Annotated in this window: 9 protein-coding genes; 4 read left to right on the forward strand and 5 right to left on the reverse strand. The window is 61.2% G+C overall.

Annotated features, from left to right (window positions below; all coding sequences use genetic code 11):
* Nucleotides 1-32: 32 nt before the first annotated feature.
* The gene (locus BN1128_RS18760) at nt 33-1,649 is read right to left on the reverse strand and encodes a peptide ABC transporter substrate-binding protein (RefSeq protein ID WP_042871550.1); all 1,617 of its coding nucleotides are present in this window, start codon (nt 1,647-1,649) and stop codon (nt 33-35) included.
* Between the two features lie 383 nt (nt 1,650-2,032).
* On the opposite strand from BN1128_RS18760, the gene fbp reads away from it, so the two are divergent.
* Entirely contained in the window at nt 2,033-3,067 is a 1,035-nt protein-coding gene (fbp, locus tag BN1128_RS18765; protein ID WP_042871553.1) for a class 1 fructose-bisphosphatase, read from the forward strand.
* 83 nt (nt 3,068-3,150) lie between these two features.
* Here fbp and mfd read toward each other — a convergent pair whose 3' ends face one another.
* Both mfd and BN1128_RS18775 read right to left on the reverse strand, forming a co-directional pair.
* Nucleotides 3,151-6,615, reverse strand: coding sequence for a transcription-repair coupling factor (gene mfd, locus BN1128_RS18770; RefSeq protein ID WP_042871555.1), 3,465 nt, complete (start codon nt 6,613-6,615; stop codon nt 3,151-3,153).
* A 9-nt stretch (nt 6,616-6,624) separates the two neighbouring features.
* Nucleotides 6,625-7,200, reverse strand: coding sequence for a PilZ domain-containing protein (locus tag BN1128_RS18775; protein ID WP_042871557.1), 576 nt, complete (start codon nt 7,198-7,200; stop codon nt 6,625-6,627).
* A 76-nt stretch (nt 7,201-7,276) separates the two neighbouring features.
* Between BN1128_RS18775 and BN1128_RS18780 the strand changes: the two genes are divergently transcribed.
* From BN1128_RS18780 to lolE, 3 genes are read left to right on the forward strand one after another with little or no spacing between them, the layout of a single operon-like run.
* Nucleotides 7,277-8,512 carry a lipoprotein-releasing ABC transporter permease subunit gene (locus BN1128_RS18780; protein WP_042871559.1) on the forward strand — a complete coding sequence of 412 codons (1,236 nt, stop codon included), beginning with the start codon at nt 7,277-7,279 and terminating at the stop codon, nt 8,510-8,512.
* Nucleotides 8,513-8,567: 55 nt separating this feature from the next.
* On the forward strand, nt 8,568-9,266 hold the full coding sequence (gene lolD / locus BN1128_RS18785) for a lipoprotein-releasing ABC transporter ATP-binding protein LolD (RefSeq protein WP_017411862.1): 699 nt from the start codon (nt 8,568-8,570) through the stop codon (nt 9,264-9,266).
* Nucleotides 9,266-10,507, forward strand: coding sequence for a lipoprotein-releasing ABC transporter permease subunit LolE (gene lolE / locus BN1128_RS18790; RefSeq protein WP_042871561.1), 1,242 nt, complete (start codon nt 9,266-9,268; stop codon nt 10,505-10,507). Before lolD ends, lolE begins: the two co-directional genes overlap by 1 nt.
* An 88-nt stretch (nt 10,508-10,595) precedes the next feature.
* On the opposite strand, the gene yfbR is transcribed toward lolE, so the two are convergent.
* Nucleotides 10,596-11,186, reverse strand: a complete 591-nt coding sequence (yfbR, locus tag BN1128_RS18795; protein WP_042871563.1) for a 5'-deoxynucleotidase — start codon at nt 11,184-11,186, stop codon at nt 10,596-10,598.
* 94 nt (nt 11,187-11,280) lie between these two features.
* Nucleotides 11,281-11,715 (reverse strand): YccF domain-containing protein, encoded by a 435-nt coding sequence (locus BN1128_RS18800; RefSeq protein WP_011898663.1) that lies wholly within the window; start codon nt 11,713-11,715, stop codon nt 11,281-11,283.
* Between the last annotated feature and the right edge of the window lie 352 nt (nt 11,716-12,067).

Below are 12,067 nucleotides of genomic sequence, written 5' to 3' on the forward strand. Positions count from 1 at the left end.
GAGGCGGTCTTTCTGTCTAGGGGGTCAGGGCGTTACTGCGCGGTGAGATAGAGGTCTTTCGAATAAACCACGTCTTGCGGGTTCTGATAGGGATAGCCCTTGATATTGGGCTTGAGCAGCCTCGACTTGACGTAGAAGTAGACGGGAGCGATGGGAGCCTCGTCATCGATCAGTGCCTCGGCCTGCTGATAGAGCTGGTTGCGCTCGGCCGGATCCTTGGAGTCATGGGCCTTCGCCAGCAGGGCATCATACTGCTTGTTGAACCACTTGCCGCTGTTGGCGCTGCTGCTGGAGGTCATGATGTCGAGGAAGGTAGAGGCATCGTTGTAATCCCCGTTCCACGAGTAGCGACTGACGCCGAAATCCCCTTCATTGAGTGCGGACACCATGGTCTTCCACTCCATGTTGTTGAGCTTGGCGGTAACCCCTAGGTTGCGCTTCCACATGGAGGAGATGGCCAGGGCTATCTTCTTGTGGCTCTCGTTGGTGTTGTAGAGGATGTCCACATCCAGCGGCTTGTCCGGGCCGTAGCCTGCCGCGCTCAGCAATGCTTTCGCCTGCTTGACTCGCTCCTCTTTGCTCAGCAACTGGCTGGCAGGGCGCTTGAGCTCGAAGCCGTCCACGCTCGGTGGGGTCAGGCTGAAGGCGGAGAGCTGACCTTGTCCCAGGATCTTCTCGGTGATGGTGTCTCTGTCGATGGCCAGTGACAGCGCCTTGCGCACCTTGGGATTGTCGAACGGTTTGCGCTGAGTGTTGAACACATAGTAATAGGTGGCGAGCATGGGGGCGTTGACAAGCTCCTCCGGGCTTTGGCTCTTGAGCTGCTTGTACTGCTCCAGCGGATAGGTCGTGTAGTGCAGTTCCCCTGCACGATAGCGGTTGTAGGCGGCGGTTTCCGAGACTATCTCCAGATAGAGCACCTTGTTCAGCACAGTATGCTGGTTGTCCCAGTAATGGGGGTTGCGCTCGGAGATGAGCCGCTCGTTGGGGGTCCATTCCTTGAGCATAAAAGCGCCGTTGGAGACTATGTTGCCCGGCTTGACCCACTCATGACCGAACTTCTCTATGGTTGCCTTCGGCGCCGGGAAGGTGGTGTAGTGAGAGAGGGTTTTGAGGAAGAAGGGCACAGGGTTTTTTAAGGTGATCTGCAGGGTATGCGCATCCAGGGCCTTGATGCCGAGGGCATCCGGGCTCTTCTTGCCCTGCACCACGTCACTGGCGTTGGTGACGCCGGTCAACTCGATGAACCAGGCATAGTTGGAGGCGTTTCTGGGATCCGCCGCCCGCTGCCAGCCATAGACATAATCCGCCGCCGTGACCGGCTCGCCGTTGGACCATTTGGCCTCGGGTCTCAATTTGAAGGTGTAGACGGTGCCCGTGCTGTCGAGCTCATAGTCAAGGGCGCCGGCGGCTTGCAGCTTGCCGTCGCCATCCAGAGTGTAGAGCCCCTCAAACAGATCGTTGACTATGTCGCTGCCCGCGCTCTCTTCCACCATCTGGGGGTCGATGGAGGCGGGTTCAGTACCTATATTGCGCACGAAGGTTTGTTGATCGCCGGGCAGCAGCTTGGTGCCGGTCGGTACCTGGGCAGCCAGGGCGGGTAACGCGAACAGGGCGGCAACCGTGCCAGCAATGAGTGTCCTTTTCATTGAATATCCTTATGTTTTTTTGCTTCCAAAGCCTGACCAGTGTGCTGGATTGATCTGGAGATCTCAAGCGGTGGGCACGGGTCTTGCCGCCAGCTACCCAGATAGGGGGCCAAGTGCGCCGTTGCACTCACCATGGCGGCCTGTTCGTGACTTTTCACCACGAATTAACATGGTAAAAGTCACCGATTGGCACCGATTAAAGGGGGTTTTGATAGGGTCTTGACGGCCATGATGCGCATTTATCCAGCGGCTTAATTCGCTGCAAAAACAAAAAACAGGCGTTACATTAGGTTACAAAACAAGGCTGCCGAGGATCGGCACTTTTTTTGTCGATGCGTGCAAACGTTTTCAAGGCCAACGGAAACGATCTTAAAGGAACAATAATGCGAAACATGATCACCATGGGCGAGTTCATCGTCAAAAAGCAGGCGGATTATCCCACCGCGACCGGGGAGCTGACCTCGTTGCTCAGTTCCATCCGCCTGGCCGCCAAGGTGGTGAACCGGGAGATCAACAAGGCGGGGCTGGCAGACATCATCGGCTCCATGGGCGCTGAAAACGTGCAGGGCGAGGTGCAGCAGAAGCTGGATGTGTACGCCAACGAGCGCTTCAAGGCGGCGCTGGAGGCGCGCGGCGAAGTGTGCGGCATGGCGTCTGAAGAGGAGGAGGATTTCGTTTCCTTCGATTCCGAACTCTCCCGTCACTCCAAATACGTGGTGCTGATCGATCCCCTCGACGGCTCCTCCAACATAGATGTCAACGTCTCGGTCGGTACCATCTTCTCCATCTACCGCCGCGTCAGCATGCCCGGTGCCGGAGTCACCCTGGAAGACTTCCTGCAGCCGGGCAACCGCCAGGTCGCCGCCGGTTACGTGGTCTACGGCTCTTCCACCATGCTGGTCTACACCACCGGCTTTGGCGTCAACGGCTTCACCTACGATCCTTCCATCGGCTGCTTCTGCCTCTCCCACGAGAACATCCGCATCCCGGAGGAGGGCAAGATCTACTCCATCAACGAGGGCAACTACATCAAGTTCCCGGATGGGGTGAAGAAGTACCTCAAATATTGCCAGGAGCGGGACGAGGCGACCCACAGGCCCTACACCTCCCGTTACATCGGCTCCCTGGTATCGGACTTCCATCGCAACCTGCTCAAGGGCGGCATCTATATCTATCCGTCCGGCACCAACTCCCCGAACGGCAAGCTGCGCCTGCTCTACGAGTGCAATCCCATGGCGTTTCTGGTGGAGCAGGCCGGTGGCAAGGCATCCGACGGCTTTGGCAGGATCATGGATATCCAGCCCACCGCACTGCACCAGCGCACCCCTTACTTCGTCGGTTCCACCAAGATGGTAGAGCGGGCCGAGGCCTTTATGCGGGAGTTTTCCGCCCATGAGGATCCTGCCAATCAGGGTTGATGCCCGGATGTCGTGCCTGCGATGAGCAGATAAAAAACGGGAGCCATGATGGCTCCCGTTTTGTTTGGGTGAGGTTGCTTGCCTCAGTGACTGGTATGGCTGGCAAGATCTGCCAGCAAGCCATCCACCAGTTTCAGGCGCATGGCGCGGTCCGGGGTCGGCACCTGGAAGCGCAAGCGGGTCGGCCCATCCATTTTGTAGATGCGCGGCTGCTCGGAGAGCAGCTTGACCAGATAGCCTGGATTGACCCGGGTCTCCTGGGTGAAGTCCAGGTAACCGCCGCGCTCGCTCATCTCCACCCGGCGAATACCGAGGGCGGTGGCGCGCTGGCGGAAGGCGGCCAGCTCCATCAGGGTTTTGGTTGCCTCCGGCAGCAGGCCGAAGCGATCTATCAGCTCTACCTTCAACTCACGCAGCTCCTGCTCGTCCGCCGCGCTGGCGATGCGCTTGTACATGGACAGACGCATGTTGACGTCCGGTATGTACTCCTCCGGCAACAGGGCGGGCAGGCGCAGCTCCACCTCTGTGTGCTGGCTCATCAGCTGCTCCAGCGATGGCTCCTTGCCGTTTTTCAGCGCCTCGACCGCCTGCTCCAGCATCTCCATGTAAAGGGTGAAGCCGACCGATTCTATCTGGCCGCTCTGATCGTCGCCCAGCAGCTCGCCGGCACCGCGGATCTCCAGATCGTGGGTCGCCAGCGCAAAGCCGGCGCCGAGATCTTCGAGCGAGGCGATGGCTTCGAGCCGCTTGACCGCATCTTTGCTCATCAGCTTGGGATGGGGAGTGAGCAGGTAGGCATAGGCCTGGTGGTGGGAGCGGCCAACCCGGCCCCGCAGCTGGTGCAGCTGGGCCAGCCCCAGATGGTCGGCGCGGTCCATGATGATGGTGTTGGCACTTGGCACGTCTATGCCGGTCTCTATGATGGTGGTGCAGACCAGCAGGCTGAAGCGCTGGTGGTAGAAGTCCGACATGACTCGCTCGAGATCGCGCTCACGCATCTGGCCGTGGGCGATGCCGATACGCGCTTCGGGCACCAGCTCGGCGAGATCGCTGGCGCATTTTTCGATGCTCTCCACGTCGTTGTGCAGGTAGTAGACCTGGCCGCCGCGCTTGAGTTCACGCAGCACGGCCTCGCGGGTGACGGCGGGCTCCTGCTGGCGCACGAAGGTCTTGATGGCGAGCCGCTTGGCGGGCGGGGTGGCTATGATGGAGAGATCCCGCATGCCGGCCATCGCCATGTTGAGGGTGCGCGGGATCGGCGTCGCCGTGAGGGTGAGGATATCCACGTCGGCGCGCAGCGCCTTGATCTTCTCCTTCTGGCGTACCCCGAATCTGTGCTCCTCATCGACGACCAGCAGCCCCAGATCCTTGAAGGTGAGCTCTGAACCCAAGAGTTTGTGGGTGCCTATGATGATGTCGACCTTACCCTCGCGCAGCTCTTTCATGACGGCATTCTGCTCCTTGGCGGAGCGGAAGCGGCTCAACACCTCGACCCGCACCGGCCAGTTGGCGAAGCGATCGCGGAAGTTGTCGTAGTGCTGCTGGGCCAGCAGGGTGGTCGGCACCAGCACTGCCACCTGCTTGCCGCCATGGACCGCCACGAAGGCAGCCCGCATCGCCACTTCGGTCTTGCCAAAGCCCACGTCGCCGCATACCAGCCGGTCCATGCTCTTGGCCTGACACATGTCCCCCAGCACAGCGTTGATAGCGTTGAGCTGATCTTCTGTCTCCTCGAACGGGAAACCGGCGGCAAACTGGCGGTAGGCCTCCCTGTCGTGCTGGAAGGCAAAACCGTGACGGGCCGCCCGCAGGGCGTACACATCCAGCAGCTCGGCCGCCACGTCGCGCACTTTCTCCGCCGCCTTGCGCCGCGCCTTGACCCAGGCCTCGCCGCCGAGCTTGTGGCTGGGCGGGTTATCCGAACCGGTATAACGGCTGATAAGATGCAGGCTGGTCACCGGCACGAACAGCTTGTCGCCCCCGGCATATTCCAGGGTCAGGAACTCGGTGGGCAGACCGCCGGCATCTATGGTCTCGAGGCCGAGATAGCGGCCGACCCCGTGATCCAGGTGCACCACCGGCTGGCCCTGGGTCAGTTCGCCGAGGTTGCGGATCACGGCGTCCGAGCTCAGGTTCTTGCTCTTCTCCCGCGCGCGTTTGCTGCGGACCTTGCCCCCCAGCAGCTCGGTCTCGGTGATGAGGGCGAGCGCGTCCTTGCCGCTCTCCTGCAGCAGGAAGCCTCGCTCCAGTGGCGCCACCAGCAGGCCGTGGCGCGCCTTGCTCGCCATGAAGGACTCGAGGGAGGCGAACTCCTTGGGTTGCAAGGATATTCGTGCCAGCAGATCGCCGAGCACTTCCCGGCGCCCTTCGGATTCCACCGCAAACAGGGTGCGACCCGTGAAGCTGTCCAGGAACTGGCCCAGCGCCAGCATGGGCTGCTCCTTGCTGTGATCGAGCTGCAGGTCGGGCAGGGGGGCTATGGGGAGATCCCGCTGGCCGGCCCCGCCGTCGGTGGCGGCCTCCTGCAACCGCACGGCGCCATAGTGGCCCAGCGCCGCAAACAGCTGCTCCACCGGCAGGTAGATCTGTTGAGGGGGCAGCAGCGGGCGGGTGTTGTCCCAGCGTCTGTCCTCATAACGCTGGCCTATGTCGTTCCAGAACCGCTGGGCCGCGGGATAGATATCCCCCACGGTGAGCAGCAGGGTGTTGTCCGGCAGATAATCGAACAGGCTGGCGGTCTGGCTGAAGAAGAGCGGCAGATAGTATTCGATGCCGGCGGGCCAGCGCCCCTTGCTGACCTCCTGATAGACGGAGCCCTCGGCGCGCGACAGCTCGAACTGTTCGCGAAATTGGCCACGAAACAGCTCAATGGCGGCCTCGTCGGTGGGAAACTCCCGGGCCGGCAGCAGGCTGACCGTCTTGACCGGTTCGCTGGAGCGCTGGGTCTCGGGATCGAACGGGCGTATGGAGTCCACCTCGTCATCGAAAAAGTCGATGCGATAGGGGCTGTTGCTGCCCATGGGGAAGAGATCGAGCAGTGAGCCACGGGCGGCGAATTCCCCGTGCTCCAGCACCTGCTCCACCGCCACGTAGCCGGCTTCGGCCAGGCGCCCGCGCAACTGTTGCAGGTTGAGACGCTGGCCGGCCTTCACCATCAGGCTGTACTTGTCGAGATAGACCCGGGGGGCGCAGCGTAGCATCAGGGTGGATATGGGCACGATCAGCACGCCGGCGCTCATCTGCGGCAGCTTGTAGAGGGTCTCGAGGCGCTGGGAGATGATGTCCTGATGGGGAGAGAAGGTGTCGTAGGGCAGGGTTTCCCAGTCCGGGAACATCAGCACAGGCAAGCCCTGATCTGCCAGCAGGAACTGCAGTTCCTGCTCGAGGCGCAGGGCACTCGGGGTATCGGCGGTCACCAGCAGGACGGGGCGGTCGGCCTCCTGGGTGAGGCGGGCGGCAACCAGCGAGAGGCTGCTGCCTGTCAACTGGCCGAGCGTTAACTTTTGGCCCGCCTTGGCGGGCAAGGCGGGAAGCTTCATTGGCATCATTCGATTCTTTTAACGTTGGCGGTCTTGCGCACGAAGTTTGAGTTGCTTGGATTGCACATGCAGGCTGGCACGCACCAGCAGTTCGCGGTCATCCTCGCGGATCCGCACATAGTCGAGCACCACGTGCATGCCGTGCTCGCTCGGTTCCAGCTGCTTGACCTGGCCGTAGCAGTAGATGGCGGAAGCCTCTTCCCGCAGGAAGATCTTGAGCCGAACTATCTGGTGCAGGTGCGGCGGCTCGCCATGACCCTGGCGTGGATGCAGGTAAGTGAGCTGGCCGGCGCCAAAGCGCAGGGTGTGGAAGCGATGCTCGGGGTGATCCTGCACCGACAGCACATAGCCCATGATCATGTCGATCTTGCGGGACTGCTGATTGACTATCTCCACCAGGTCGTGCATCGACTCGTTCTGATTGCGCATCAGGCGACTGGTCACCATGTCGATGGAGGTGATGGAGGAGGCGATGCGAAAGGGTTCGGGCAGTTCGGCTTCCAGTGCCTCCAGCGTCGGCAGATGAAAGTCACCGGGCATGGGGATCACATTGACCGGGGTGGCATGGGTGACGCTGAAGAACTGTTCCTGCATGGAGGCTATCCCTTGTTGTCATGGACGGTTTCCCTTTATTATCCGGTATCTTATTTTGTTGGCAACGTAGATATCCTTGAAGACTGGACTTTTTCAGCCGCTGTCGCTGGCCATAGGCCTTCGCTACGCAGGCTCACGACGCAGTAACCGCTTCGTTTCATTTATCTCCCTGTTCTCCACCTTTGGTATCGCCATCGGGGTCGCGGCCCTGATGGTGGTCATCTCTGTGATGAACGGCTTCGAGGGGCAGCTCAAGGGGCGCATCCTGGGAGTGATCCCCCATGTGGTGGTGACCAATCAGGCTGGCCGCATCGACGCCCAGCCCGCAGGTTTGCCCGATCTGGCCAAGTTGCCCCATGTGATCGCCAGCGCCCCCATGCTCGACAGCGAAGGCATGCTGCAGAGCCCGGGTCAGCTCACCGGCGTCAGCGTGCAGGGCATAGATCCGGCCCGCTGGCCAAAGGATGACATACTGCACGCCCAGATGCAGATGGGACGCCTCGACAGTCTGCAGCGCGGTGAATACCACATAGTGCTGGGGCAGGGGGTGGCCAATCGCCTCAAGGTTTCCATGGGCGATCAGGTTCGTCTGCTTCTGACCGAAGGCACCCGTTTCACCCCCTTTGGCCGGGTGCCGGCCCAGCGGCTGTTTACTGTCTCCGGGATCTTCGGGGTCGGTGCCGACGTGGACAGCCAGGTCGCGCTGATCGCGCTGGGAGATGCCCAGCGTCTGCTGCGCCTGCCGACAGAAACCGTCGGTGGTATTCGGCTCTGGCTGGACGATCCCTTCGCCGCCGATCAGGTGATAAAGACGGCGTTGCCGGACGGACTGGAGTGGCAGGACTGGCGCCGCGAGCGCGGCGAGCTGTTTCAGGCGGTCGCCATGGAGAAGCGCATGATGGGGCTGATGCTGGTGCTGATCATCGCGGTCGCCACCTTCAACATCCTCTCCGCTCTGGTGATGGTGGTTACCGACAAGGAAGGGGAGGTGGCCATTTTGCGCACCATGGGCATGAGCGAGACAGGGATAGTCAAGATCTTCATGGTGCTCGGCGCCTCCAGCGGTGTGATTGGTGCCCTGCTCGGCGGCCTGACCGGGCTCGCACTCTCGCTCGGACTCAACCCACTGCTCGATGCGGTGGGGCTCAACCTCTATATGACGGCGGGCGGCAGCGGCCTGCCGGTGATAGTGGAGCCAACCCAGGTCATTACCATCTTGCTGGGCGCCGTGCTGCTCAGCTTCAGTGCCACCCTCTACCCTGCGGCCCGTGCGGCCCGGGTGAAACCGGCCGAGGCGCTGCGTTATGAATAATTCATCTTCTGTTGTTACCTCCGGTGAGATTACCGGTGTAAGTGGAGCTCCCTTTATGAATGAACCCTTGTCCAGTGAACCTCTGCTGCGTTGTCAGGCACTGAATCATGTTTATCAAGAGGGCGAGCTGGAGACCCAGGTGCTCAAGGGGATCGACTTGTCCGTCGCCCCCGGCGAAATGCTGGCGGTGGTGGGCAGCTCGGGTTCGGGCAAGACCACCTTGCTGCATCTGATGGGGGCCCTCGACAATCCGTCAAGCGGTGCCGTGCTGTTCAAGGGGCAGGATATCCATCACTGGGACAGTCGCACCCAGGCCAGATTCCGCAATCAGGAGCTGGGCTTCGTCTACCAGTTCCACCACCTGCTCGCCGAGTTTACCGCGCTGGAGAACACCGCCATGCCGCTGCTCATCGCCGGTGAGTCGGTGGCCGTCGCCACCGACAAGGCGACGCGCATGCTGGGTCGGGTGGGGCTTTCTCATCGCCTCAACCACAGGCCATCCGAGCTTTCCGGTGGCGAACGCCAGCGGGTGGCCATCGCCCGCGCCCTGGTCAACGAGCCTAGCCTGGTGCTGGCGGACGAGCCCACCGGCAACCTGGATCACGCCAGTGCCACCGCCGTCTACGAGCTCTTGTGCGAGCTCAACCGCGAGCTGGGCACTGCCTTTGTGGTGGTCACCCATGACCTGAGTCTGGCTGCCAAGCTTCATCGGCGGGTGACCCTGGTGAGCGGCATCATGGCGGAGGTCGCCTGATGTTCAAACCGCTGCCCCTGTTTCTGGGCCTGCGTTACAGCCGCTCCCGTCGTCGCAACGGCTTCATCGCCTTTATTTCCGCCTCTTCCCTCATCGGCATCGCCCTGGGGGTGATGGCGCTCATTCTGGGCTTGTCTGCCATGAACGGGTTCGAGCGGGAGCTGAAAGACAGGGTGCTATCCGTGGTGCCTCACGGCGAGCTGATGGGTATGGAGGCACCGCTGCCCGACTGGCCCAAGTTGCGGGACTACCTGCTGGCCCAGCCCGGCGTGGAAGCCGCCGCACCTGTCATCCGGCTCGATGGGCTGCTGGAGCACGGCAATGCCCTCAAGGGATTGCAGGTGCGCGCCGTGCTGCCCGAGCTCGAAGCCAATCTGTCCGATGCGGGCAAGTACATGACGGGTCGCGGTCTGCGCGAGCTGCAGGCCGGCGAGCACGGGCTTATTCTCGGCAAAACCATAGCCGACAAGCTGGGGGTCACCATCGGGGATACGGTTGCCCTCTTGCTGCCCCAGGCGGGGGATGCGTCCGCCATCAAGAACCCGAAACGGGAATCCCTCAAGGTAGTGGGACTGCTGGAGATCGGCGGCCAGCTCGACGGCGTGCTCGGCTTCATGCACCTGGCCGATGCTCAGGCCATCACCGGCATGGGCAGTGCGGTGGAGGGCTTCAGCCTTAAAGTGAACGACGTGCTCAAGGCGCAATCCATCACGGTGGCCGCTGCCCAGAAATTCCCGCACTACGTCTACATCAGCAGCTGGATGAGCCGCCAGGGCTACCTCTATCAGGACATCCAGATGGTGCGTACCGTCATGTACGTGGTGATGCTGATGGTGGTGGCAGTGGCCTGCTTCAACATCGTCTCCACCCTGGTGATGGCGGTGAACGAGAAGCGCAGCGAAATCGCCATCTTGAAGACCATGGGGGCGAGCCCGGGCCAGATCCGGCTTACCTTCGTCATTCAGGGCATGGTAAACGGGGTGGCGGGGGCGCTGCTAGGTGCCCTGTTCGGTGGTCTGCTCTCCAGCAAGCTGACCCAGATCCTGAGCTTCATCGAGGGGCTGATAGGCCACAGGTTCCTCAACCCCGACATCTACTTCATCGACTTCCTGCCCACCGAATTGCACATGCAGGATCTGCTGATCGTGACCGGGGCGGCCATGCTGATGAGCCTGCTGGCGACGCTTTACCCCGCTTGGCGGGCGAGCGGACTGGTGCCATCGCGTGAGTTGGGGCACTGATGTGCGGCATCTGATCTGCCGATAAATAACGAAGGGCCCGCCGGTGCAAACCGGCGGGCCCTGCTGTTTTCAGGTGATTTGGGCTGGCTTAGTGGGCGTTGAGCTCATCCAGCGGCAACGAGAAGCTGGCCACGAAGACGTCGATGAAGTAGCGCATCTGCGGGCTCATTCTTGCCTCCAGCATGGCTTCGAGGCGTTTCCTGGCTGGCTCGAACTCCCGGTTGCCGGCGTTGATCTCCTCCAGACACTTGGTGTAGGCGCAGAGGGTATCGGCATCCTTCACCAGCCGGGTCAGCTCGGCGTCCTGTGCGCCCGAGTCCAGCAGGGGGCGAAAATCCTCCACCAGCTCCGGCGGCAGCATGGCGAGCAGGCGCTGCTCGGCGGCCAGCTCTATCTTCTTGTACTCCCGGGCAATTTCGGGATTGAAGTACTTGACCGGGGTGGGCAGATCGCCGGTCAGCACCTCGCTGCTGTCGTGATAGAGCGCCATTACGGCGGCGCGATCCGCATCGACCTTGCCCCCAAACAGCCGATTGTGGATGAGCCCGAGGGCGTGGGCCACCATGGCCACCTGCAGGCTGTGCTCGGCGATGTTTTCGGGTTGTATGTTGCGCATCAGCGGCCAGCGATAGATGAGTTTCATGCGGGCGAGATTGGCGAAAAAGTGGCTGGAAAGCATGGCAGGCCTCGGATGGTGGCAATGAAAAAGGGCAGACCCTAGTCTGCCCTTTTTTTACGGCACAGACAGCTTGCCTGTGCGATTTTCGTGGTGCTCAGCGAATGTAGCGACCGGATTCGGCTTCGTGGTTGGTCACCACCATCTGCCCTATGGGGGCAAGGGCAATCAGCGCCAGCTTGAGGTGCTGGATGCCGAACGGGATGCCTATGATGGTCACGAAGCAAGCCAGCGCCGAGGCGATGTGGCCGATGGCCAGCCAGATCCCGATCACCAGAAACCAGAGAATATTGCCAATCAGCCCCAGGGTACCTGTGCCTATGTCACTCTGCCCCGTCATGCTCTTGCGGCTCACCGCCTGCTTTCCAAACGGGAAGAAGGTGAAGGTGCCGATGACGAAGCAGGCGCGACCCCAGGGGATCCCGATCAGCGAGACAAAGCAGAGCAGCCCGGCCAGCCACCAGGCCAGCCCCATGAAGACGCCCCCCAGTACAAACCAGAGCAGGTTAAACAAGAAGCGGAAAAAGGCCATGTTGGTCACTCCAGACTCATAAATTTGGCTGTCACCATAGCGAGCAGCAGCCATGGACGCAATGGTTGATGTGATGGGGTGGACAATTTGGGTCGCAGCCTGCGAACCGGGCGGCTTTTTAGCGGGAAATGAGGTGAAAAAGTAGGCCTTTGCGCGAAAAAAGGTGAGCAAGTGCAAATTCTTGTGCATTGCGCGCTTGAAGTCGGGCCTGTGCTTCCCCATATAAGAGTCAGATTTGCGCGAATTGTGCCATCGGCACCCCCGTTGGGGGATGTGTGGCTCGACTCGACCAAAGTGCGCCGCTATAATGTCGCGTCATATTTTCTCATCACAAAGACAGTCGTTGTCTTTA

Origin of the sequence: Aeromonas piscicola (assembly GCF_000820005.1) — a bacterium.
Taxonomy (GTDB): Bacteria; Pseudomonadota; Gammaproteobacteria; order Enterobacterales; family Aeromonadaceae; genus Aeromonas; species Aeromonas piscicola.